This window comes from Azospirillum agricola (genome assembly GCF_020005195.1).
In the GTDB taxonomy this organism is placed as follows: Bacteria; Pseudomonadota; Alphaproteobacteria; order Azospirillales; family Azospirillaceae; genus Azospirillum; species Azospirillum agricola.
Map to the genome: position 1 here is coordinate 199,461 of NZ_JAIFZR010000002.1, position 21,288 is coordinate 220,748.

The 21,288-nt window shown below is 67.9% G+C and carries 24 protein-coding genes; 11 read left to right on the forward strand and 13 right to left on the reverse strand.

The window, feature by feature from the left end; all coding sequences use genetic code 11:
- Positions 1–7: 7 nt before the first annotated feature.
- The 5 genes from JN22_RS03750 to JN22_RS03770 form a co-directional block, all read right to left on the reverse strand.
- Positions 8–1,822, reverse strand: a complete 1,815-nt coding sequence (locus tag JN22_RS03750; RefSeq protein WP_085552645.1) for a nickel-dependent hydrogenase large subunit — start codon at positions 1,820–1,822, stop codon at positions 8–10.
- A gap of 2 nt (positions 1,823–1,824) precedes the next feature.
- A complete protein-coding gene (locus JN22_RS03755) occupies positions 1,825–2,898 on the reverse strand; it encodes a hydrogenase small subunit (protein ID WP_179166032.1) in 1,074 nt (357 codons plus the stop codon).
- Between the two features lie 192 nt (positions 2,899–3,090).
- Positions 3,091–3,849 carry a thioesterase II family protein gene (locus JN22_RS03760; RefSeq protein WP_085552646.1) on the reverse strand — a complete coding sequence of 253 codons (759 nt, stop codon included), beginning with the start codon at positions 3,847–3,849 and terminating at the stop codon, positions 3,091–3,093.
- A gap of 105 nt (positions 3,850–3,954) precedes the next feature.
- Positions 3,955–5,694: a sensor histidine kinase gene (locus JN22_RS03765; RefSeq protein WP_085552647.1), complete on the reverse strand. Its 1,740-nt coding sequence runs from the start codon at positions 5,692–5,694 to the stop codon at positions 3,955–3,957.
- Between the two features lie 163 nt (positions 5,695–5,857).
- The gene (locus JN22_RS03770) at positions 5,858–6,040 is read right to left on the reverse strand and encodes a DUF3553 domain-containing protein (protein WP_085552648.1); all 183 of its coding nucleotides are present in this window, start codon (positions 6,038–6,040) and stop codon (positions 5,858–5,860) included.
- Positions 6,041–6,161: 121 nt separating this feature from the next.
- Between JN22_RS03770 and JN22_RS03775 the strand changes: the two genes are divergently transcribed.
- A complete protein-coding gene (locus JN22_RS03775) occupies positions 6,162–6,815 on the forward strand; it encodes a histidine phosphotransferase family protein (protein ID WP_223677558.1) in 654 nt (217 codons plus the stop codon).
- Positions 6,816–6,850: 35 nt separating this feature from the next.
- Here JN22_RS03775 and JN22_RS03780 read toward each other — a convergent pair whose 3' ends face one another.
- Positions 6,851–7,024 carry a hypothetical protein gene (locus JN22_RS03780; protein ID WP_179166033.1) on the reverse strand — a complete coding sequence of 58 codons (174 nt, stop codon included), beginning with the start codon at positions 7,022–7,024 and terminating at the stop codon, positions 6,851–6,853.
- Positions 7,025–7,226: 202 nt separating this feature from the next.
- Between JN22_RS03780 and JN22_RS03785 the strand changes: the two genes are divergently transcribed.
- The 5 genes from JN22_RS03785 (at position 7,227) to JN22_RS03805 (ending at position 13,065) form a co-directional block, all read left to right on the forward strand.
- Positions 7,227–10,001, forward strand: a complete 2,775-nt coding sequence (locus JN22_RS03785; RefSeq protein ID WP_085552650.1) for a hybrid sensor histidine kinase/response regulator — start codon at positions 7,227–7,229, stop codon at positions 9,999–10,001.
- Positions 9,998–10,498, forward strand: a complete 501-nt coding sequence (locus tag JN22_RS03790; RefSeq protein ID WP_085552651.1) for a chemotaxis protein CheW — start codon at positions 9,998–10,000, stop codon at positions 10,496–10,498. Before JN22_RS03785 ends, JN22_RS03790 begins: the two co-directional genes overlap by 4 nt.
- 81 nt (positions 10,499–10,579) lie before the next feature.
- On the forward strand, positions 10,580–10,945 hold the full coding sequence (locus tag JN22_RS03795) for a response regulator (RefSeq protein WP_085552652.1): 366 nt from the start codon (positions 10,580–10,582) through the stop codon (positions 10,943–10,945).
- Positions 10,946–11,128: 183 nt separating this feature from the next.
- The gene (locus JN22_RS03800) at positions 11,129–12,226 is read left to right on the forward strand and encodes a protein-glutamate methylesterase/protein-glutamine glutaminase (protein WP_085553403.1); all 1,098 of its coding nucleotides are present in this window, start codon (positions 11,129–11,131) and stop codon (positions 12,224–12,226) included.
- On the forward strand, positions 12,223–13,065 hold the full coding sequence (locus tag JN22_RS03805; protein WP_085552653.1) for a CheR family methyltransferase: 843 nt from the start codon (positions 12,223–12,225) through the stop codon (positions 13,063–13,065). Before JN22_RS03800 ends, JN22_RS03805 begins: the two co-directional genes overlap by 4 nt.
- 55 nt (positions 13,066–13,120) lie before the next feature.
- Here the strand turns inward: JN22_RS03805 and JN22_RS03810 are convergent, their stop codons facing one another.
- From JN22_RS03810 to ctrA, 4 genes are all read right to left on the reverse strand, one after another.
- A complete protein-coding gene (locus JN22_RS03810) occupies positions 13,121–13,348 on the reverse strand; it encodes a hypothetical protein (protein ID WP_085552654.1) in 228 nt (75 codons plus the stop codon).
- A 32-nt stretch (positions 13,349–13,380) separates the two neighbouring features.
- Complete coding sequence (locus JN22_RS03815) at positions 13,381–13,596, reverse strand: hypothetical protein (RefSeq protein WP_085552655.1); 216 nt, start codon at positions 13,594–13,596, stop codon at positions 13,381–13,383.
- A gap of 82 nt (positions 13,597–13,678) precedes the next feature.
- Positions 13,679–13,888, reverse strand: coding sequence for a cold-shock protein (locus tag JN22_RS03820; RefSeq protein ID WP_085552656.1), 210 nt, complete (start codon positions 13,886–13,888; stop codon positions 13,679–13,681).
- A 253-nt stretch (positions 13,889–14,141) separates the two neighbouring features.
- Positions 14,142–14,882, reverse strand: coding sequence for a response regulator transcription factor CtrA (gene ctrA / locus JN22_RS03825; RefSeq protein ID WP_085552657.1), 741 nt, complete (start codon positions 14,880–14,882; stop codon positions 14,142–14,144).
- Positions 14,883–15,146: 264 nt separating this feature from the next.
- On the opposite strand from ctrA, the gene fliI reads away from it, so the two are divergent.
- Entirely contained in the window at positions 15,147–16,484 is a 1,338-nt protein-coding gene (gene fliI / locus JN22_RS03830) for a flagellar protein export ATPase FliI (protein ID WP_085552658.1), read from the forward strand.
- The gene (locus tag JN22_RS03835; RefSeq protein ID WP_085552659.1) at positions 16,481–16,915 is read left to right on the forward strand and encodes a flagellar export protein FliJ; all 435 of its coding nucleotides are present in this window, start codon (positions 16,481–16,483) and stop codon (positions 16,913–16,915) included. Before fliI ends, JN22_RS03835 begins: the two co-directional genes overlap by 4 nt.
- Before the next feature lie 29 nt (positions 16,916–16,944).
- On the opposite strand, the gene JN22_RS03840 is transcribed toward JN22_RS03835, so the two are convergent.
- Positions 16,945–17,277: an SHOCT domain-containing protein gene (locus JN22_RS03840; protein ID WP_143268139.1), complete on the reverse strand. Its 333-nt coding sequence runs from the start codon at positions 17,275–17,277 to the stop codon at positions 16,945–16,947.
- Between the two features lie 149 nt (positions 17,278–17,426).
- On the opposite strand from JN22_RS03840, the gene JN22_RS03845 reads away from it, so the two are divergent.
- Both JN22_RS03845 and JN22_RS03850 read left to right on the forward strand, forming a co-directional pair.
- Positions 17,427–17,969 carry a hypothetical protein gene (locus JN22_RS03845; RefSeq protein WP_179166034.1) on the forward strand — a complete coding sequence of 181 codons (543 nt, stop codon included), beginning with the start codon at positions 17,427–17,429 and terminating at the stop codon, positions 17,967–17,969.
- Between the two features lie 127 nt (positions 17,970–18,096).
- Positions 18,097–18,987 carry a prephenate/arogenate dehydrogenase family protein gene (locus JN22_RS03850; protein WP_143268140.1) on the forward strand — a complete coding sequence of 297 codons (891 nt, stop codon included), beginning with the start codon at positions 18,097–18,099 and terminating at the stop codon, positions 18,985–18,987.
- A 101-nt stretch (positions 18,988–19,088) separates the two neighbouring features.
- Here JN22_RS03850 and JN22_RS03855 read toward each other — a convergent pair whose 3' ends face one another.
- Positions 19,089–19,688 (reverse strand): cold-shock protein, encoded by a 600-nt coding sequence (locus JN22_RS03855; protein ID WP_085552663.1) that lies wholly within the window; start codon positions 19,686–19,688, stop codon positions 19,089–19,091.
- Between the two features lie 209 nt (positions 19,689–19,897).
- Positions 19,898–20,404, reverse strand: coding sequence for a YchJ family protein (locus tag JN22_RS03860; RefSeq protein WP_085553404.1), 507 nt, complete (start codon positions 20,402–20,404; stop codon positions 19,898–19,900).
- A 190-nt stretch (positions 20,405–20,594) separates the two neighbouring features.
- Here JN22_RS03860 and JN22_RS03865 point away from each other — a divergent pair, with 190 nt between their 5' ends.
- Positions 20,595–21,269 carry a ribonuclease HII gene (locus tag JN22_RS03865; RefSeq protein WP_085552664.1) on the forward strand — a complete coding sequence of 225 codons (675 nt, stop codon included), beginning with the start codon at positions 20,595–20,597 and terminating at the stop codon, positions 21,267–21,269.
- The last annotated feature ends 19 nt before the right edge of the window (positions 21,270–21,288 follow it).

Below are 21,288 nucleotides of genomic sequence, written 5' to 3' on the forward strand. Positions count from 1 at the left end.
GGTGGGATCAGCGCACGGTGACGCGGGCCAGTTCGGCCCCGTCCGGCGCCATCACATGGGTGGAGCAGGCGAGGCAGGGGTCGAAGCTGTGCAGGGTGCGCAGGATCTCGACCGGCTCGTCCGGGCGCTCCATCGGCGTGTTGAGCAGCGACGCCTCGAAGGCGCCGATGTTGCCCTTGGGGTCGCGCGGGCTGCCGTTCCAGGTCGAGGGCACGACGCACTGGTAGTTCTCGATCTTGCCGTCCTTGATCTTGATCCAGTGGCCGAGCCCGCCGCGCGGCGCCGCGACGACGCCGACACCCTTGGCCTCCTTCGGCCAGCTCTTGGGATCCCACTTCTCGACGTTGGCGGTGGCGGTGTCGCCGGCCTTGATGTTGGCGATCAGGTCCTTCCAGTCCTCCAGCATCATGGTCGCGCAGTACTGCGCCTCCAGCGCGCGGGCCAGCGTGCGGCCGATGGTGGTCGGCAGCGCCTGCTGCGGCGTGAAGCTGGTGCCCGACAGGCTGTTGAAGCGGCCGAGCGAGTCGGTGATCTGGTCGCGCACGTAGGTGACGTTCTGGGCGTAGGCCAGGATGTAGCGGGGCAGGGGGCCGACCTCCACCGCGTGGCCGCGCCAGCGCGGCGCCTTGATCCAGGAGTATTTGGCCGCCTCGTCCAGCTCCTTGATGTCGGTGCGGCTGCCCTTGGTGTTGGGGCCCAGCTCGAACTTCGCCTCGGTGACGCCGTCCCAGGGATGCAGGCCCTTGTTCTCGTCCTCGTAGCTGTACCAGCTGTGGGCGACGAACTCCTGCACCTGCGCCGGGTCGCGCGGGTCGATCGGGTGCACCTCGTTCCAGTTGCCGTTCAGGATGACGCCGCCGGGAAGCTGGCAGGTCGAACGGTCGTAGGGGACCTTCTCGTAGTCGCCGTAGTCCATCACGTTGGTGGCCGACAGCCCGCCGCCGTAGAGCCAGCCCTTGTAGAAGCTGGCGATGGCCAGAACGTCGGGGATGTAGACGTTGTCGATGAAGGCGGCGGCCTCCTGCATGCGGGCCAGAACGAAGTTCAGCCGCTCCATGTTGACCGGCGCGCCGGCCGCTCCCGTCCCCTCCATGTTGATGGCGCAGGGCACGCCGCCGACCATGTAGTTGGGGTGCGGGTTCTTGCCGCCGAACACCGCGTGGATCTTCACGATGTCCTTCTGGAGGTCGAGCGCCTCCAGATAGTGCGTGACCGCCATCAGGTCGGCCTCGGGCGGCAGCTTGTAGGCCGGGTTGTCCCAGTAGCCGTTCTTGAAGATGCCGAGCTGGCCCGATTCCACGAACTTCTTCAACCGGTTCTGCACGTCGCGGAAATAGCCGGGGCTGGATTTCGGGTGGCGCGGCGAGACCGACTGCTGGAGCGCCGAGGTCGCCTGCGGGTCGGCCTTCAGCGCGTTGACCGGGTTGACCCAGTCGAGCGCGTGCAGGTGGTAGAAATGGACGATGTGGTCGTGGACCTGCAGCGTCTTCGCCATGATCTCGCGGATCAGGTGGGCGTTCTTCGGGATGCGGATGCCCAGCGCGTCCTCGACCGCCCGGACCGAGGTCAGGGCGTGGCAGCCGGTGCAGACGCCGCAGATGCGCTCGACGAAGGCCCAGGCGTCGCGCGGGTCGCGGCCCTTGAGGATGACCTCCAGACCGCGCCACATGGTGCCGGTCGAGACGGCGTTGCGGATGATGTTGTCGGAATCGACGTTCACCTCGCAGCGCATGTGCCCCTCGATGCGCGTCACCGGATCGACGACGATGCGCCGGCCGCCGTTGTCCAGCGCGAAGCCGTTGGGGGTTTGCAGAACGGCCATGGTCAGACGTCTCCCTTGTGCTGCGCGCGCTTCAGGGCGCTGACCGCCGCGTGCGCGGCGATGACTCCGCCGACGCCGATGGCGGCGGTGGCGCCGACCTGATCGGCGTTGGCCTCGATCCCGAACTGGTGGAAATCGGACAGGCGGGCGTACCAGGACCCCTTGTCCCAGAAGCCGTCCTCCGAGCAGCCGATGCAGCCGTGGCCGGCCTGGATGGGGAAGCTGGTCCCCTCGTTCCAGCGCACGGTGGAGCAGGCGTTGTAGGTCGTCGGCCCCTTGCAGCCGACCTTGTAGAGGCAATGCCCCTTGCGGGCGCCCTCGTCGTCGAAGGCCTCGACGAACTGGCCGGCGTCGAAATGCGGCCGGCGGTAGCATTTGTCGTGGATGCGCTGGCTGTAGAACATCTTCGGGCGGCCCTGGCGGTCCAGCTCCGGGATGCGGTCGAAGGTCAGCATGTAGGTGATGACGCCGGTCATCACCTCGGCGATCGGCGGGCAGCCGGGCACCTTGATGATCGGCTTGTCGGTGATGACCTCGTGCACCGGGGTGGCGCGCGTCGGGTTGGGCCGCGCCGCCTGGACGCAGCCGAAGCTGGCGCAGGAACCCCAGGAGATGATCGCCTTGGCGTCGCGCGACACCTTGCGCAGCTGGTCGAGGAAGGGCTTGCCGCCGATGATGCAGGACATGCCGTCCTGGTTCAGCGGCGGGTTGCCCTCCACCGCCAGGATGTAGTTGCCCTTGTACTTCTCCATCACCTCGTCGAGGATCGCCTCGGCCTGGTGGCCGGCGGCGGCCATCAGCGTGTCGTCGTAGTCGAGCGAGATCATCGACAGCACCACGTCCTTCACCAGCGGGTGCGCCGAGCGGATGAAGGATTCGGAGCAGCAGGTGCATTCCAGCCCGTGCAGCCACAGCACCGGGGTGCGCGGCTTGGTTTCCATGGCGTGGACGATCTGCGGCACCAGCTCCGGCCCCAGCCCGAGGGCGGCGGCCGTGAGCGAACAGTATTTCAGGAACGAGCGGCGGGTGATGCCCTGCCGCCGCATGACCTCGTAGAAGGTCTCCAGCGCAGCCATTCGGAATGTCCTCTCCCAACGTGGCGCGGCGTTTGGGAGGGCCGCCGCGCCCTTCTCGGAAGGGGTAGAGGCAACATTCGTGCCGATATACGAACAATCGGCGCGGCAATGGTTGGGAGTGTTCCGGAGCGCCGCCGGCTGGCAAGCGGCTGTCCGGAATGGCCGGGCCGGTGGAAGCGGCGTTGCCGGCCGCTACGCGGCGGACAGGAGGATGTCGAGGATGGTCCGGCGCTGCGGGTTCACGAAGAAATGGTCGCCGGGCAGGGGGTGGAGGGCGAAGCCGGCGCCGGCCAGCCGCTCCCATTCGGCGACGGCCTCGACCGGGACCTCGGCGTCGCCGGTGCCGGCGAAGGCGACCAGCGGGATCGGCAGCGGCGCGGGGGCCGGCTCGAAGAAGCGGTCGGACATGCCGAAGTCGGCGCGCAGCAGCGGGACCATCAGCTCCATCAGTTCGGCCGACGCCAGCACCTCGGGCGGGGTGCCGCCCAGCGCGTGCAGCTTGTCGCGGAACTCGGCCTCGCTCAGATCCTGGGTGGCGGCGCGGCGCAGCGGGACCTGCGGCGCGCGGCGTCCCGAGACGGCGAGCAGGCGGGGCGGGTGGCCGCGCCCGATCAGCGCGCGGGCGGTGGCGTAGGCCAGCGCGGCGCCCAGCGAATGGCCGAACAGGATCAGCGGCCGGTCGAGGCGTCCGCCCAAGCGTTCGGTCAGCGCCTCAAGGACCGGCGGAACCGCCTCCGCCACCGTCTTCAGACAGGGTTCGCCGAAGCGGTGCTCGCGGCCGGGCAGGCGGACGGCGAGGATCTCGTCCTCCGGACTGGCGTCGCGGTGCCAGTCGCGGAACAGGGCGGCCCCGGCCCCGGCGTAGGGGAAGCAGAGCAGCGTCCGGCGCGGATGGGCGACGGGGCGGAAGCCGTGCAGCCAACGGTTCGCGGTCGAGGTGTTCGCGGTCATGATTCCTGGGCCAACCCTGAAATTCGTGGATGGGGGCACGCGTCGCCGGAGTTGCGCGATCCCAGGCATCAGAAAGGTTGGAAACCGTCGCTTGTCAAACGCTTCTCACGCCAGCGCGCCGGAGACTTGGACGGTTTCGGCCTCCTGGGCGACGACGAATCGCCCGGCCGGCAGCACCACGGTCGCCGTGGTGCCGCGTCCGAGCGCGCTGGTCAGGCCGAGGCTGCCCTGGTGCATTTCGACCAGCGACTTGACCAGCCCCAGCCCAAGCCCGGTTCCGGCGTAACGCCGGGTGTGGGAGTTGTCGACCTGATGGAAGGGCTCCAGCACCTGTTCCAGCTCGCTTTGCGGGATGCCGATGCCGGTGTCGGTGACGCGCAGGCGCAAATCCAGTTCGGCCCGGTCGGCGGTGACGACGATGTGGCCGCCGGCCGGCGTGAACTTCACGGCGTTCGACAGCAGGTTCAGCAGGATCTGCCGCAAGGCCCGCTCGTCGGCCAGCAGGTCCGGCAGCTCGGGCTCCATCGAGGCGGCGAGCCCGATGCCCTTCTGCACCGCCAGCGGCTCGATCTGGCGCAGGCACTGGCCGACGACCGCGCGGACCGCCAGCCGCTCCTCGTGCAGGACGTACTTGCCGGATTCGATCTTGGTGGTGTCGAGGATGTCGTTGATCAGGCTCAGCAGATGCAGGCCGGAGCGCCGGATGTCCGACACATACTCCGTCTGCTTGGCCGACATGGCGCCGAAGATGCCGCTCTCCAGCGCCTCGGCGAAACCGATGACGGCGTTCAGCGGGGTGCGCAGCTCGTGGCTCATGTTGGCGAGGAACTGGGTCTTCGCCCGGTTGGAGGAGTCGGACGCCTGCTTGGCGGCGATCAGTTCGGCTTCCGCCCGGTGACGGGCGGCGATGTCGAGGATCAGCCGGCGCTGGCTGTCGCGCAGGGCGCCCTCGCTGGCCTGGAGATCCTCCAGCATCCGCTCGCGCCGGCCGGCCTCGCGGACCAGCGTCAGGGTCAGAAGCCCCAGCATCAGGCTGGCGCCGAGCGCCGCCGCCAGTTCCACCACCGCGCGCAGCCGCCAGGGAGCGAGCACCGCGTCGCGGGCCAGCGACACCGTGACCACCAGCGGAACCTCGGACGATGTCCGGTGGCTGGAGATGCGGTCCGTTCCCTCGTCCCGCGCGCCCGCCCCGCCGCGGACCGGGCGGCCGACGAAGCGCTCATGGTCGGGGAAGCGCGCCACCACCGGACCGTCGGCGTGGTGGAGCGTCACCACCGCGTCGTTGCGCAGCTTCAGCGATTCGTAGAAGCCGCGGAAGGCCGCCGGCTCGACGACGGCGACGGCGACTCCGGCGAAGCGCCCGTCGGGCGTCTCCAGCCGGCGGCTCATGCTGACGAACCAGGCGCCGGACGTGCGTCCCTCCACCGGAACGCCGAGATGGACGGTGCCGGCCAGCCCGTCGCGGTGGGCCAGCAGATAGTCGCGGTCGGACAGGTCGAGGTCGGCGGGTTCCAGCGTGTCGGTGTCGTGGATCAGCCGCCCGTCGGCCGACACCACCAGCAGGGCGCGGGTCAGCGGCGAGAGGGCGAGCTGGCGCCGCAGCAGCGCGTGCACCTCGGGCGCGCCGCGGGTCCAGCGGTCGCCGCGCACCGCCAGCACCTCGGCGACTCCCGCCAGGGTCTTGGCGACCCCGGAAAAGCTGTCGGTGGCGTGGCGTTCGAGGACGAGGGCCAGCGACTGCGTCTCGTCGCGCGCCTGGTCGACCAGGGTGCCGTGCTCGCGCAGCAGGTCGTAGCCGATCATGGCGTTGAGGCCGAGGATCAGCACCACCCCGAACGCGCTCATGCCGCCCTTGAGCCGTGAAAACACGCGGAGCCCCGTCCTGTTGAAGGGCGTCGAGGTCAGGGCCGGCCCGCCCGGAGGCGGGCCGGCGTCTCATGAAAGCAAAGCGGACGCGGCGGCGCAACCGGGCCCAGCCCTGACCGGAGGGCTTCGGCGAAACACCCGGTCAGGGGCCCCGATCGGGATCCACCACCGTGAGCGCGATGACGTCGGAGTCGATCAACACCTTGCCCGCATGCTCGAAATTCACGGTGACGCGGTTGCGGATGGCCGACTGCACCTGGCCCAGCCCCCAGTCGGGCTGGCTCGGGTGGCGCACCCAGGCGCCGGGAACCAGGGAATCATCCATCGCACATCCTTTCCGGAACTCGAATCGCTGTGTCGATGATACGATATCGGATATGGATCCGGGTACACACGCGGCAATCGCCGCCGCGACCGGACTTTTCCGCCTTGCTGGAGACGCCACCTTGACCATCGACATCCGGGTGCTCGAACTGCTCGCCTCCAAGCTTTGCCACGATCTCGTCAGCCCGGTGGGGGCCATCCGCAACGGGCTGGAGCTGATCGAGGAGATGCAGGACGACGAGGACGGCGCGCCCGCCGGCGGATTCGTCGGCGAGGCGGTGAAGCTGATCGACCATTCCTCGTTGCAGGCCGATCGGCGGCTGCGGGTGTTCCGGCTGGCCTACGGGGTCGCCGGGCGCGACCAGAAGGGATTCGGCGACGCCCGCAACGCCGCCGCCGGCTGGCTCGACGGCGGGCGCACCAAGCTGGACTGGCCGGAGCGGGTGCCGAGCGACATGATCGCCTACCGGCGCGGCGTGGTGAAGACGCTGCTCAACCTCGTGCTGCTGGCCGACGAGGCGCTGACCCACGGCGGCACCATCCGCGTGACGGGGGAGGGCACCGAGGAATCGGGCCGTCTGACCGTCACCGCCGAGGGCCGCCCCGGCGCGCTCAACCCGGCCACCGCCGCCGCGCTGGCCGGAACGGAAGCGGCCGAACTGACGCCGCGCAGCGTCCACGCCTATCTGGCCGGCCGTTTCGCCGAGGATGACGGGTTCCGCATCGCCGTCACCCCGTCGGGCCCCGACCGGCTGGTCCTCACCGCCGACTGGTGAGGGGCCGCCGGGGATTCCCGCCCCCACGGCCCGGCCTACAGCTGCTTGAAGATGCGCGGCTCCACCACGACCCGCTCGACCCCGCCGGTCGTCTGGTGCGCGGTGGTGCGCAGCGTCACCGCCAGATTGTGCTGCGCCGCCTGGGCCAGCGCCTCGTTCAGGGTTGCCACCGCGTCGCGCACGGCCTTGGCGAGATCCGCGTCCTTCATCGGTCCTCCTGTGACAATCCGCGCCGCGTTTCCTCGGCGGGGTGTTGCACGAACGTCCCTATCAAAAGAGGTAAGGTTCTCTTAATCAGTGTTTGACACGCTCCGGTCACACCTGGACTGGAACGCAACCGGCGACGCTCGACGTCGCCCGTTCGGGCCGCGGGCCGGCACGGACCATAACATTGGGCCTGGGGAATGCGACATGGATGATCTGCTCTCCGAATTTCTGACGGAAACCAACGAAAACCTATCGGTGCTCGACGTCGAGTTGGTCCGATTGGAGCAGAATCCCAACAATCCGGAGCTGCTGTCGAACATCTTCCGCCTCGTCCACACCATCAAGGGCACCTGCGGCTTCCTCGGCCTGCCGCGCCTGGAGAAGGTGGCGCACGCGTCGGAGAACGTGCTCGGCAAGTTCCGTGACGGCGAACTGACGATCAACCCGGAAGCGGTCTCGCTGATCCTCCAGGCGCTCGACACCATCAAGAGCCTGCTCGCCGTGCTGGAGGCCACCGAGGCCGAGCCGCCGGGCGACGACCTGCCGCTGATCGAGCGGCTGAACCTGTGCGCCGAAGGCAAGCTGGGCGGCCCCGCTCCGGCCGCCGCCGCTCCGCCGCCCGCCGCCCCCACCGCCCCGGCGGTCGCCGCCGCGGAGGAGCGCCCGGTGACGCTCGACGAGCTGGAGGCGCTGTGGAATTCCACGCCCGGCCCGGCGACCCCGGTTCCCGCCCCGGCCAGCACCGCGCTGGCGCCCCGCGCGCCCGAGCCGGCCGATGAGCCCGCCCCCTCCCAGGATCTGGTCGTTCCCGAACCGGAGCCGGTTCCCGCCGCCAAGGTTCCGGTCGCCGCGACCCCGGTCACCGGCGGCGGCGCTGGCGGCAACGATGGCGGCACCGAGGCCGCGACCAAGGAATCGGCGGTCGCCGCCCAAACCATCCGCGTCAACGTCGACCTGCTCGAAAACCTGATGACCATGGTCTCGGAGCTGGTGCTGACCCGCAACCAGCTGCTCCAGATCCTCCGGTCCCAGAAGGAGAGCGAGTTCGCCGCACCCTTGCAGCGTCTGAACCATGTGACGTCCGAGTTGCAGGAAGGCGTCATGAAGACGCGCATGCAGCCGATCGGCAACGCCTGGGCCAAGCTGCCGCGCCTGGTGCGCGATCTCGCGCACGAACTGAACAAGAAGATCGACCTCCAGATGCTCGGCGCCGACACCGAGCTGGACCGCCAGGTGCTGGAGCTGATCAAGGATCCGCTGACCCACATGGTGCGCAACAGCGCCGACCATGGGTTGGAGATCCCGGCCGAGCGCGTCAAGGCCGGCAAGATCGAGACCGGCCGCATCACGCTGAACGCCTACCACGAGGGCGGCCACATCATCATCGAGATCCAGGATGATGGTAAGGGTCTGGCGATCGACCGGATCAAGCAGAAGGCCATCCAGAACAACATGGCCTCGGAGATCGAGCTGGCGTCGATGACCGACCAGCAGATCATCCAGTTCATCATGAAGCCCGGCTTCTCGACCGCGGCGAAGGTCACCAACGTGTCGGGCCGCGGCGTCGGCATGGACGTGGTCAAGACCAACATCGAGAAGATCGGCGGCACGATCGAGATCAAGTCGACCCAGGGCAAGGGTTCGACCTTCGTCATCAAGATCCCGCTGACGCTGGCCATCGTCTCCGCCCTGATCGTCGAGTGCGCCGGCGAGCGCTTCGCCATCCCGCAGATCAGCGTGGTCGAACTGGTGCGCGCCGCCGCCGACAGCGAGCACACCATCGAGCGCCTGAAGGGCACGCCGGTGCTGCGCCTGCGCAACCGCCTGCTGCCGCTGGTCTCGCTCCAGCAGCTCCTCAGGCTCGACGACGCCGCCGAGGCCGCCAAGAAGACCGAGGACGAGACCTTCATCGTCGTCACCCAGGTCGGCACCTACACCTTCGGCATCATGGTCGACCGCGTGTTCGACACCGAGGAAATCGTCGTCAAGCCGGTCGCCCCGATCCTGCGCCACATCGAGATGTTCTCGGGCAACACGATCCTCGGCGACGGCTCGGTGATCATGATCCTCGACCCCAACGGCATCGCGTCGGCCACCGGCGAGCTGGGCGGCGGCGAGAGCGCCGGCAAGGAGGCGGCCACCGTCCAGACCCAGCGCCAGGAGGACAAGATGGCGCTCCTGCTGTTCCGCGCCGGGGAGGGCGCGCCCAAGGCGGTGCCGCTGTCGCTGGTCGCCCGCCTGGAGGACGTCGATCTCGCCACGGTCGAGATGTCCAACGGCCTGCCGATGGTCCAGTACCGCGGCAAGCTGATGCCGCTGGTCCCGATCGACCCCAACTTCATGATCGGCCAGGAAGGCCGCCAGCCGGTGCTGGTCTTCGCCGACGGCGACCGCTCGATGGGCCTGATCGTCGACGAGATCGTCGACATCGTCGAGGAGAAGCTCCAGGTCCAGCTCGCCGCCGAGCGTCCCGGCCTGATGGGCTCGGCGATCATCGCCGGCAAGGCGACGGAGGTCATCGACGCCGGCTTCTTCCTGACCCAGGCCTACAAGGACTGGTTCGGCTCGGCCACCAACGAGGGGTTCGAGGAGGAGAAGCTCCAGCGCGTGCTGCTGGTCGACGACAGCCCCTTCTTCCGCAACCTGCTGACGCCGCTGCTGTCGGTCGCCGGCTACGACGTGACGGCGGTGGAGAACGCCGGCGACGCGCTGGCGCTGTGCGAGGCTGGGGAGGACTTCGACGTCATCGTGTCGGACATCGAGATGCCGGGCATGAGCGGCTTCGACTTCGCCGAGGCGGTCCGCCACGGCAGCCGTTGGCATCATGTGCCGATGGTGGCATTGTCGAGCCACGCCAGCCCGCGCGACCTCGACCGCGGCCGGATCGCCGGTTTCAATGACTATGTCGCCAAGTTCGACCGTGACGCGCTGCTCTACGCCCTCCAGCAGACGCTGACCGAACAGAAAGGTGCCGCATGAGCAACGCCAAGCTGCCGTCCACCGTCCGGAAGTCGAAGGGCGACGACCTCGTCGCCACCGGCAACCAGGATTACGTGACCATGACGATCGCCGACCAGATGTTCGGCATCCCGGTCCTTCAGGTGCAGGACGTGCTGGGGCATCAGCGGATCACCCGGATCCCGCTGGCGCCGCCCGAGGTGGCCGGCTCGCTGAACCTGCGCGGCCGCATCGTCACCGCGATCGACGTCCGCCTGCGGCTTGGCCTGACCGGCCGGCCGAAGGACAAGCCCGGCATGTCCATCGTCGTCGACCTGCGCGGCGAGCTGTACAGCCTGATGGTCGACTCGGTCGGCGAGGTGCTGAGCCTCACCAACGAGGATTTCGAGCGCAACCCGGCGACGCTGGATCCGCGCTGGCGCGAGGTGTCGACCGGCATCTACCGCCTGAACGGCCAGCTGATGGTGGTTCTCGACGTTCCGCGCCTGCTGAACTTCACGACCGTCGAGGCGGCTTGACGCCGCCCACCGGACCGGGGAGGGTGTCAATCCTCCCTGGCTCCTCCGCCGGAATTTCCGCATGCCCGAGGCCTTACCGAGATGAAATCCTGTCTGGTGGTCGATGACAGTCGAGTTGTGCGCAAGGTTGCCCGCAAGATCCTCGAGGAACTGAACTTCGCCTGCACCGAGGCCGAGGACGGCAAGCAGGCGATGGAGGCCTGCGCGAAGCAGATGCCCGACGCCATCCTGCTGGACTGGAACATGCCGGTGATGACGGGGATCGAATTCCTGCGCCGTCTGCGCAAGATGAGCGGCGGCGATTTCCCCAAGGTGGTGTTCTGCACGACCGAGAATGATCTCGCCCACATCCAGGAGGCGTTGTCGGCCGGGGCCAACGAATACATCATGAAGCCCTTCGACAGCGACATCATCCAGACCAAATTCGCCCAGGTCGGGCTGCTGTGACGCCTTCGCGTCGCGCAGCAACCGTCCCGGTGTTGGATTGAAAGGCGATTCGCCGTTATGTCGGACAGTTTTGGCAGACCCTTCAGCGCCGCGCGGCCGGCCGGCCTGGGAACGACGACCGGTTCGGGGCTTGGCGGCTCCGGGGGCGGCTCCGGGGCGGGCGGCGCGGACCCCATCCGCGTCATGGTGGTGGACGATTCCGCGGTCATCCGCGGCCTGCTGACCCGCGCGCTGGAAGGCGACGCGGACATCCGCGTCGTGACCTCGGTCGGCGACGGCCAGATGGCCGTCAACTCGCTCCAGCGCAACTCGATCGACGTCATCGTGCTCGACATCGAGATGCCGGTGATGGACGGGCTGACCGCCATTCCGAAGCTGCTGGCGGTGGCGCCGCAGGTCAAGATCATCATGGCCTCGACGCTGACGCTGCGCGGGGCCGACGTCTCGATCCGCTGCCTGTCGGCCGGTGCCGCCGACTACATCCCCAAGCCGACCTCGACCCGCGAGATCGGCGGAGCCGAGGATTTCAAGCGCGAGCTGGTGTCCAAGGTCAAGGCGCTGGGCGCCGCCGCCCGCCGCGCCGGATCGCGGACCCGCGGCGAAATCCGCCCGCTGTCGCCGGCGCCGCTGCCCCTGTCGTTGCTGAAACGCGAGGTCGGGCCGATCACCACCCGCCCGGCGCCCGTCGGCCTCCAGGTGAAGCCCGACGTGATCGCCATCGGGAGTTCCACCGGCGGGCCTCAGGCGCTGTTCGAGGTGCTGTCGCACATGAAGAGCGGCGTCACCCAGCCGATCCTGATCACCCAGCACATGCCGGCGACCTTCACCACCATCCTGGCCGAGCACATCACCCGCCAGTGCGGCATCAACGCCCAGGAGGCGAAGGACGGCGAGCCGGTGGTGCCGAACCGCTGCTACATCGCGCCCGGCGACTTCCATATGCTGGTGACCCAGCGCGCCGGGGTGAACGTGATTTCGCTGACCAAGGATCCGCCCGAGAATTTCTGCCGCCCGGCGGTCGACCCGATGATGCGGTCGATCCTGAAGGCCTATGGCGGGCGCAAGATCCTGGCCTGCATCCTGACCGGCATGGGGCAGGACGGGCTGAAGGGCTGCACCGACGTCGTCAACGGCGGCGGCACCCTGATCGCCCAGGACGAGGCGTCGAGCGTCGTCTGGGGCATGCCGGGCGCGGTGGCCCAGGCCGGCATCTGCCAGTCGATCCTGCCGCTCAAGGAAATCGGTCCCTACATCCGCAAGTTCGCCTCGAGGGCAGCATGAGAGTCGAAGATTTCGACATGTTCTCCACGCTGCTCAAGCAGCGCTCCGGCTTGGTCCTGACCCGCGACAAGGCCTATCTGCTGGAATCCCGGCTGATGCCGGTGGCCCGCAAATGGAACATGAAGGGGTTGGAGGAGCTGGCGACCACCGTCCGCACCCGCAAGGACGAGGCGCTGCTGCGCGACATCACGGAAGCGATGACGACCAACGAATCGTCCTTCTTCCGCGACCAGAAGCCGTTCGACCAGTTCCGCCAGCTCGTGCTGCCGCGGCTGATGGAGGCACGGGCGGCCAAGCGGAGCTTGCGCATCTGGTCGGCGGCCTGCTCGTCCGGCCAGGAAGCCTATTCGCTGGCGATGATCCTGAACGACGAGGCGGCCAAGCTGGCCGGCTGGCGGATCGAGATCGTCGGCACCGACATTTCGGGCGAGATGGTGGAGCGCTGCAAGGCCGGCGTCTACACCCAGTTCGAGGTCCAGCGCGGCCTGCCGATCACCATGCTGGTGAAGCATTTCAAGCAGAACGGGGACAAGTGGCAGATCAGCCCGCAGCTTCGCCAGATGGCGTCGTTCCGGGAATGGAATCTGCTGGGCGACCTGTCGCCGCTGGGGCAGTTCGACATCGTCTTCTGCCGCAACGTGCTGATCTATTTCGATGGGCCGACCAAGGCCAAGGTGCTGGAGGCCATCGCCCGCCAGATGCCGCAGGATGGCGTGCTCTATCTCGGCGGCGCCGAGACCGTGCTGGGCATCACCGACCGTTTCAAGCCGGTCGAGGGCCAGCGTGGCCTCTACAGCCTGGGCGGCTTCTCGGCCGCGGGGATGAAGGCGGCGGGCTGAACCGCCTCCCGCATCCCTGATGGCGCATCCCTGAGGGCGGGGTGCCGGCCGGCGCTCAGGCGTCCGAGCGGGTGATCGACTTGATCGGTCCGCGCGGGTTGCCCGACATTTCGGCAATCTTGCGATCCTGCGCCTCGATGAAGGCGCGGACCGAGGCTTCGTTGTCAAAGCTGTCGATTTCGGCCGTCGGAACCTTGCGGTTCGAGGTGCGGGCGCCGTCCTGGTAGAAGACGTCGTAGAGGATGAAGCTGGCGTCCACCGGCTGTTTCTTGCTGCGTGCCATGTCGCACTCTCCTGAAAGGCGTGATCGGTGACTCAACCGTTGCCGGTCGTCTCGGTGTCCGTTTGGCCGGGCGCGTCGTCCGCGAGCTTGTCGGCGTCGCCAACCTCGGAATCAAGGTCGGGCGGCAGGCCGGCGGCGCGGCGGGCGGCCACCTCCTCCTCGCGGCGCTGCAGCTTTTCCTGCTTCTTCTGCTCTTTGGCGCGGTTGCGCTCGGCGCGCTGCTGGTTGTAATTCGGTTTGAAGGCCATGGGTGCGGACTCCGGATCGGGAAACACGGAAAAAGGGCATCGGTTTCCCGATGCCCTTTTCTCTGGAATCGCTAAAGACGGATCAGACCGCCTTCAGGTTTTCCGCCGAGGTCTTGCCACGCTTCGGATCGCGCTGCTCTTCGTAGGAAACCTTCTGGCCTTCCAGCAGGCTGCGCAGCCCGGCGCGCTCGACGGCGGAGATGTGAACGAACACATCCGCCCCGCCGCTTTCCGGCTGAATGAAACCGAAGCCCTTGGTGCTGTTGAACCATTTGACGGTGCCGACGGGCATCTCTGTCTCCCATAGCGCTAGTGGCGGCGCATCACCGATGCGCCGCATCAGACTGGATTTTGGATTGGCCGCAATCTGGCAAGCTCGCGAAGCGAGATCGTGGGCGTAACAGGCCCGGGCAGTCCGAAGCAGAATGACACCCTAGAAGTGGGGGCTGCACCCACCCTGTTCAAGCGAAAACCGGCGGAGCCTGGAAATATGGCCACGCCGGCGCGCGGGAACCCAAGGGAAAGGGCGGGGAAGGCAGCGGCCCTCAGCCCGTCGGCTGCTGCTGCTGCACGCGGGGTGGCGGGGGCGGGTTGCCCTCGGCGATCGCCTCGTGCGGGTCGCGCAGCACATAGCCGCGGCCCCACACCGTCTCGATGTAGTTGTCGCCCTGGGTGGCGGCGGCCAGCTTCTTGCGCAGCTTGCAGACGAAGACGTCGATGATCTTCAGTTCCGGCTCGTCCATCCCGCCGTAGAGATGGTTGAGGAACATCTCCTTGGTCAGGGTGGTGCCCTTGCGCAGGCTCAGCAGCTCCAGGATGCCGTATTCCTTGCCGGTCAGGTGCAGCGGCTGGGTGTCGACCTCCACCGTGCGGGTGTCGAGGTTGACGGTCAGGCGGCCGGTGCGGATGACGCTGTCGGAATGGCCCTTGGACCGGCGGACGATCGCCTGGATGCGGGCGATCAACTCGCGCTTGTCGAACGGCTTGGTCAGGTAGTCGTCGGCGCCGAAACCCAGCCCCTTGATCTTGTTGTCCATCTCGGTGAGGCCCGAGAGGATCAGGATCGGCGTGGTGACGCGGGCGGCGCGCAGGCGGCGCAGCACCTCGTACCCGTCGATGTCCGGCAACATCAGATCGAGGATGATGATGTCGTAATCGTAGAGCTTGCCGATCTCCAGCCCGTCTTCACCCAGGTCGGTAGAGTCGACGATGAACCCTTCCGTGTTCAGCATCAATTCGATGCTTTTGGCGACGGAGGAGTCGTCTTCAACCAGCAGAACCCTCATGGCGATATCCCGACGTTTGATGGCGCGCTTTCGCAACCGGAACCCTGGCGCGGCACCCGCTCCTTCATGAACGGTTTACCCCCCGCCGTTTACACAAGTTAACAGACGATTCAGCTTAACGCCAGCGTGATGCGCTTCATCCAACGTTAATGCTTCCATCGGAAGATGCGGACATGGTGGTTAACGGGAAACGGGTCCACCGCTCTACCTCCTCTTTGTTAACCCTTCGCCGCCCTTTTCGTTCCGACGCTCTGGACCGGGACCATGCCAGCCGACATCGCCCAACTGATCCGCGACATCGACGCCATTCCGGGCCACAGCCGCTTCGGCCGCGTCACCGCCGTGTCCGGCCTGATGGTCGAGGTCGGCGGCATCGAGAAGGAGCTGTCGGTCGGCGGCCGCTGCATCGTCGAGACGCGCGACGGCCGCCACGTCCCCTGCGAGGTGGTCGGCTTCCGCCAGGGCCGCGCGCTGCTGATGCCGTTCGGCGCGCTCGACGGGGTGGGGCTGGGCTGCCGGGCTCTGGTGGCGGGCGACCAGCCCTCGATCTTCCCGACCGACGCCTGGCTCGGCCGCGTGGTCAACGCGCTGGGCGAGCCGGTCGACGGCAAGGGGCCGCTGCCCAAGGGGCCGCGCGCCACGCCGATCCGCAACAACCCGCCCAACGCCCACGCCCGCGCGCGGGTCGGCGAGAAGCTCGATCTCGGCATCCGCGCCATCAACGCCTTCCTCACCTGCTGCCTGGGGCAGCGCATGGGCATCTTCGCCGGCTCGGGCGTCGGCAAATCGTCGGTCATGTCGATGCTGGCGCGCTTCTCCGGGGCCGAGATCGCGGTGATCGGGCTGATCGGCGAGCGCGGCCGCGAGTTGCAGGAGTTCATCACCGAGGATCTCGGCGAGGAGGGCTTGGCGCGCAGCATCGTCGTCTGCGCCACCTCCGACGAGGCGCCGCTGATGCGCCGGCAGGCCGCCTACATGACGCTGGCGGTCGCCGAGCATTTCCGCGACGAGGGCCGCAACGTGCTGTGCATGATGGACAGCGTGACCCGCTTCGCCATGGCCCAGCGCGAGATCGGCCTGTCGGCCGGCGAGCCGCCGACGACCAAGGGCTACCCGCCGACCGTCTTCGCCGAGCTGCCGCGCCTGCTGGAACGCGCCGGGCCGGGGCTGGTCGGCTCCGGTTCGATCACCGGGCTGTTCACCGTGCTGGTCGAGGGCGACGACCACAACGAGCCGATCGCCGACGCGGTGCGCGGCATCCTCGACGGCCACATCGTGCTGGAGCGCCAGATCGGCGAGCGCGGGCGCTACCCGGCCATCAACATCCTGCGCAGCGTCTCGCGCACCATGCCGGGCTGCAATTCCCGGAACGAGAACGAGCTGGTCGGGCACGCGCGGCGCCTGCTGTCCTCCTACGACAACATGGCCGAGATGATCCGGCTGGGCGCCTACCGCAAGGGCTCCGACCCGCAGGTGGACGAGGCCATCCATTACCAGCCGGCGTTGGAGGCCTTCTTGAAGCAGGGCAAGCGGGAATCGACCGATCTGGCGACCAGCTACGCCCTTCTGGCTGAAATCTTCGGGGTGCAGTGGCCGCAATGAGCCTCAAGACCATCATCCGCCTGCAAAAGCTCCAGCTCGACGAGAAGCGCCGTGTGCTGGCCGAATTGCAGAATCTCGGCGACCGTCTGAAGGCGGAGATCGAGCGCCTGAAGGAGGAGATCGCCCGCGAGCAGGCGACCGCCCGCGAGGATTTCGCGGTGTCCTTCACCTACGCGAACTTCGCCCAGGCGGCGCTGGAGCGCGGACGGCGGCTGGGTGAATCGCTGGCGCAGGTCGAGGTGCAGATCTCGGTGGCGACCGACCAGATGGCCGAGGCCTACCAGGAGTTGAAGCGCTACGAACTGGCCGAGGAGGAACGGCTGAAGCGCGAGAAGGAGAAGCAGAAGCGCAAGGACGCCAACATGCTGGACGAAACCGCCCTGATCGGCTTCCGGCGCCGGCAGGCGGAAGAGGAAGCCGCCGGCGGCTGAGGTGTACGAACTCATAGCCGACGGCCGGGTCAGGGGGAGGCGATCCAGACCCTTGATGAAGCGATCCAGACCTTCGGCTTCCTGTCTTTCAGGCCGGGGAGGGGGCGCCGGTATCCGTTGGATGCGGATGGGACGAGAGGGACCGCTGGGGCGGGGGGCTGCGCGGAGGTTGTCATGCCGCCGGAGGGGGCGAGACGGTTCAGGATTTCCGTGCGCTTCTGCGTGAACTCAGCAAGTGTGATGTAGCCGGCGTCGCGCAGGCGGGTCAGGGCGTCGAGGCTGCGCTCCAGGCCATCGTTGTTTGAATTCACTCCTGACAGCCACTCCCGATAAGACGGGAGATTCGGAAGATCGTTGGTCAAGGTCTCACCTCCATACTTCAAATGCCCGTACGGATTCTCCAGTGCCGCGTTCGTCTGCTTCTCCTGGCTCGGCTCCGCGTGTTTCCTGTTCGACATGATCTTCCGGAGGCTGCATAATATCGGCCTTCATCGCAAGTCCGAATGCGGAAATGGAATTACTGATTGCAATCGTTGGGGGCGTGCTGGGGGCTCTGATCGCTTCAAGACGCGGCCGGAGGCGATGGCTCTGGTTCTTGTTGGGTTTTTTCCTGACGCCTCTGGTTTTGATCGTGCTTTTTCTTCTTCCCCGCGTCGGGCCACCCTCTCCCTCGCCCTCTCCCGCGGAGGCTGAGACCCTGCTTATCCCCCGTTCACCCTACGATCCGGAACCGGGCGTTGGTTTGTCGGCGATCGGCTCGTCCGTTGCTCTGCCCGACACCAAGCCCTGCCCGCGTTGCGCGGAAACCATCAAGCGGGCCGCGCTGGTCTGCCGGTTCTGCCGGGCCGATTTCGAGGCCGAGAGTCTGGGTGTGCAGGGGGCGATGGTGGGGGACACCGTCATCCATCCCGCCCTGGGGAACGGAGTCATCGTCAGGATCGAGGTCGGTGGCGTGGCGCTCGTCCAGTTCTCCATGGCGGAGATTCCGATACAGCTCCAGCATCTGAAAGCCCAGGAGCAGGCCATGGCCGTTGTGGAAGGCGCATCCCCGTAGGACAGACGGCTGGCTCCCCATGGGCTGGCTCCCGGCCGTCCGGCAAAGTTTCGCTTGGTGCATCCGCGCCGAGGTGGTTTAAAACGGGGCGTTTTTCGCCTCCGCAACCCATCTCCGGTGGATCACCATGACCGACACCGCTCCCCTGTTCGACCGCGTCGCCATCGTCGGCATCGGTCTGATCGGCTCCTCCCTGGCGCGGGCGATGGCGGAGTATGGGATCGCCCGGCAGGTGGTCTGCGCCGACCGCAGCAAGGACGCCTGCGTCAAGGCGATGGAACTGGGCATCGTCGAGATGGCGACGACCGAGATCGAGGTCGCGCTGGACGGCGCCGATCTGGTCGTGCTCGCCACCCCGGTCGGCAGCTTCGCCGAGGTGGGCGAGCGCATCGGCCCGCATCTGGCGCCCGGCACCATCGTGACCGATGTCGGGTCGGTGAAGCAGGCGGTGTTCCGCGACGTCGGCCCCAACCTGCCGGACGGCGTGCATCTGATTCCCGGCCATCCGGTCGCCGGCACCGAGCATTCCGGGCCGGAAGCCGGCTTCGCCAGCCTGTTCCAGGGCCGCTGGTGCATCCTGACCCCGCCGACCGGCGCCGATGCCGCGGCGGTGGAAAAGGTGATGGAGCTGTGGCGCCGCGTCGGCTCCACGGTCGAGATCATGGACGCCAACCACCATGACCGCGTGCTGGCCATCACGTCCCACCTGCCGCACCTGATCGCCTACACCATCGTCGGCACCGCGTCGGACCTGGAGGACGACACCAAGTCCGAGGTCATCAAATTCTCGGCCGGCGGCTTCCGCGACTTCACCCGCATCGCCGCCAGCGATCCGGTGATGTGGCGCGACGTGTTCCTGAACAACCGGGAGGCGGTCCTGGAGATCCTTCAGCGCTTCACCGAGGATCTGACCGCCCTCCAGCGCGCCATCCGTTGGGGCGAGGGGCAGCAGTTGCAGGACCAGTTCACCAAGACCCGCGCCATCCGACGCGGCATCATCGACGCCAAGCAGGCGTGATCCGCGCTCCCGGCCGTCTTCGGGCCGGATCGTCCGCGTGGGGCCAGCAAAAAGCCCCCCGCTCCGGTGGAGCGGGGGGCTTTTCACATCACGAGACGAGATTACGGCAGCTCGATGCGCTGAGCTTCCGGACCCTTGGCGCCCTGGCGGATGGTGACGCGGACCTGCTCGCCGTCCGACAGACCCTGGATGCCCGAACGCTCCAGAGCGCGGATGTGGACGAAGATGTCCTTGCCTCCGGTGGCCGGGGCGATGAAGCCGAAGCCCTTGGTGACGTTGAACCACTTCACCGTGCCGTCGACAACCTCGCCGTCGGCGTCGTCGCCGTAGCCGCCGCGGCTGCTGTAGCCGCCGCCGCCGCCGTAGCCGCCGTCATTGCCCCAGGAGTCACGCTCGCGCGCCGGGCGCGCCGGACGGCTGGGGGCCGCCGTCGAGGTGTCCACGGCGTGGATGGTGGCAACCTGCGGGCCCTTCGGGCCGCGCGACAGATCGCAGGTGATGGTGGCGCCTTCGTCCAGGCTGTCATGTCCGCAGAATTGCAGAACCGTGGAATGCAGGAAAGCATCCGGCGAACCGTCTTCGGGCGTGACGAAGCCGAAGCCCTTGGTGGCGTTGAACCACTTGACGGTGGCGCGGATGTCGCGCTGGGTGATCTCGGGAGCGCGGAAGGAGTTGTTGTTGCGCTGCGGACGGTCGAACATCAGTGTAGTCTCATCTGTCGTGATACGCCGCACTCCGAAACGCCGGAACACGGCACGCGGAAGATGATCCGTTCCCGATCATATTTCAATCAGGATCGCATCGGGGCGCACGAAAGACTCGAGAAACCCCGATCGCGGCCCGCCGGGCGAGCGCGTCGGGGTCGATGAAACAAGCCGGACAACCGCATCGCGGGTGGAGGACGACCGAATCAGGCCGCCGCCCCGTGGCATTTCTTGTACTTCTTGCCGCTGCCGCACGGGCAGGGATCGTTGCGGCCGACCTTGGGGCCGCTGCGCGGACGGGCGCCCAGCGTGCCGTCGACGTAGTACCAGCGGCCGTCCTGGTGGGCGAAGCGGCTGGTCTCGTGGTGGGTCATCGGCTTGCCGTTCATCGAGAAGCGGGCGACGAACTCGACCACCCCTTCGCTGTCGCCCGGCTGGCCGGCCTCGGTGCCGCGGATCTCGACCCCGGTCCAGACGCTGTTCTTCGCCCAGTTCTCGATCTCTTCGCGATTGAAGTCGTCGCGGGTGTTGGGCAGCAGCGTGTCGTGCAGATAGTCGATGTTGCCGGTGGCGAAGGCCGAATAGCGCGACCGCATCAGCGCCTCCGCCGTCGGGGCGGGCAGGCCGGCCAGATAGGGGCCGCAGCAGGCGTCCAGGCTCTTGCCGGACCGGCAGGGGCATTCGGCGGAAGCGGGGGTGGTTTCGGCGGTCATGGCGAGCGAATCCCGGCTGGCACGCGGCGGCGCCATGCCGTCGCGGGGCGCATCCATACCGCAGCCGCGAACCGCTTCTCAAGGGGACAGATCAAAAGATGGGCAGGGGAGGGGTGGCGCCCGGTCCTTGCCGCCCGCCGCCGGCTGCCGCTATCTAGCGGTCCGCTCCTCTCCAATTCGCGATTCCGTCATGCCCCGCAAAGCCGCCTCCGCCACGCCGCGCGCCCCGGCGCCCCGCTACCGCCCCGACCTGTCCTTCGAGGCCGCCTTCGGTCCCGGCCGCCGGGTCTGCGGCATCGACGAGGTCGGGCGCGGCCCGCTCGCCGGTCCGGTGGTCGCCGCCGCCGTGGTCCTGCCGCCCGAGGGATTGCCGCCGGAGATCGCCGCCCTCATCGACGACAGCAAGGCGCTCGCCCGCCGCCTGCGCGAGGAGATCGAGCCGGCCATCCGCGCCCACGCGCTCGCCTTCGCCATCGCCGAGGCGTCGGCGGCCGAGATCGACGCACTGAACATCCACAAGGCGACGCTGCTCGCCATGAAGCGCGCCTACCACGCCCTGGCGGGCGCGGCGCCGGACGCCGCCCTGATCGACGGAAAATTTCTCCCCGACCTCGGCTGCGAGGCGGTGGCGGTGGTCAAGGGCGACAGCCGCAGCCAATCCATCGCCTGCGCGTCGATTCTCGCCAAAGTGGCGCGTGACAGCGAGATGTTGCGGTTGTCGGCCGAGCATCCACACTATGGCTGGGACCGCAACGCCGGCTACCCGACGCCCGAGCATCTGGCCGCGCTGAGTGTCCACGGCGTCACGCCGCACCACCGAGTCTCTTTTGCACCAGTCGCCCGGCAAAAGGCCATAACCGGCTGACTCTCCTGACTCTTGCCGA

Coding starts and splice junctions, on each gene's coding strand:
- JN22_RS03800 (WP_085553403.1), top strand. CDS start 11,129: ATGGTGGTGGACGATTCCGCGGTCATCCGCGGCCTGCTGACCCGCGCG.
- JN22_RS03795 (WP_085552652.1), top strand. CDS start 10,580: ATGAAATCCTGTCTGGTGGTCGATGACAGTCGAGTTGTGCGCAAGGTT.
- JN22_RS03750 (WP_085552645.1), bottom strand. CDS start 1,822: ATGGCCGTTCTGCAAACCCCCAACGGCTTCGCGCTGGACAACGGCGGC.
- JN22_RS03755 (WP_179166032.1), bottom strand. CDS start 2,898: ATGGCTGCGCTGGAGACCTTCTACGAGGTCATGCGGCGGCAGGGCATC.
- fliI (WP_085552658.1), top strand. CDS start 15,147: ATGCCAGCCGACATCGCCCAACTGATCCGCGACATCGACGCCATTCCG.
- JN22_RS03790 (WP_085552651.1), top strand. CDS start 9,998: ATGAGCAACGCCAAGCTGCCGTCCACCGTCCGGAAGTCGAAGGGCGAC.
- JN22_RS03785 (WP_085552650.1), top strand. CDS start 7,227: ATGGATGATCTGCTCTCCGAATTTCTGACGGAAACCAACGAAAACCTA.
- JN22_RS03780 (WP_179166033.1), bottom strand. CDS start 7,024: ATGAAGGACGCGGATCTCGCCAAGGCCGTGCGCGACGCGGTGGCAACC.
- JN22_RS03845 (WP_179166034.1), top strand. CDS start 17,427: ATGGAATTACTGATTGCAATCGTTGGGGGCGTGCTGGGGGCTCTGATC.
- JN22_RS03865 (WP_085552664.1), top strand. CDS start 20,595: ATGCCCCGCAAAGCCGCCTCCGCCACGCCGCGCGCCCCGGCGCCCCGC.
- JN22_RS03760 (WP_085552646.1), bottom strand. CDS start 3,849: ATGACCGCGAACACCTCGACCGCGAACCGTTGGCTGCACGGCTTCCGC.
- JN22_RS03850 (WP_143268140.1), top strand. CDS start 18,097: ATGACCGACACCGCTCCCCTGTTCGACCGCGTCGCCATCGTCGGCATC.
- JN22_RS03860 (WP_085553404.1), bottom strand. CDS start 20,404: ATGACCGCCGAAACCACCCCCGCTTCCGCCGAATGCCCCTGCCGGTCC.
- JN22_RS03835 (WP_085552659.1), top strand. CDS start 16,481: ATGAGCCTCAAGACCATCATCCGCCTGCAAAAGCTCCAGCTCGACGAG.
- JN22_RS03855 (WP_085552663.1), bottom strand. CDS start 19,688: ATGTTCGACCGTCCGCAGCGCAACAACAACTCCTTCCGCGCTCCCGAG.
- JN22_RS03810 (WP_085552654.1), bottom strand. CDS start 13,348: ATGGCACGCAGCAAGAAACAGCCGGTGGACGCCAGCTTCATCCTCTAC.
- JN22_RS03805 (WP_085552653.1), top strand. CDS start 12,223: ATGAGAGTCGAAGATTTCGACATGTTCTCCACGCTGCTCAAGCAGCGC.
- JN22_RS03815 (WP_085552655.1), bottom strand. CDS start 13,596: ATGGCCTTCAAACCGAATTACAACCAGCAGCGCGCCGAGCGCAACCGC.
- JN22_RS03820 (WP_085552656.1), bottom strand. CDS start 13,888: ATGCCCGTCGGCACCGTCAAATGGTTCAACAGCACCAAGGGCTTCGGT.
- JN22_RS03770 (WP_085552648.1), bottom strand. CDS start 6,040: ATGGATGATTCCCTGGTTCCCGGCGCCTGGGTGCGCCACCCGAGCCAG.
- JN22_RS03765 (WP_085552647.1), bottom strand. CDS start 5,694: ATGAGCGCGTTCGGGGTGGTGCTGATCCTCGGCCTCAACGCCATGATC.
- ctrA (WP_085552657.1), bottom strand. CDS start 14,882: ATGAGGGTTCTGCTGGTTGAAGACGACTCCTCCGTCGCCAAAAGCATC.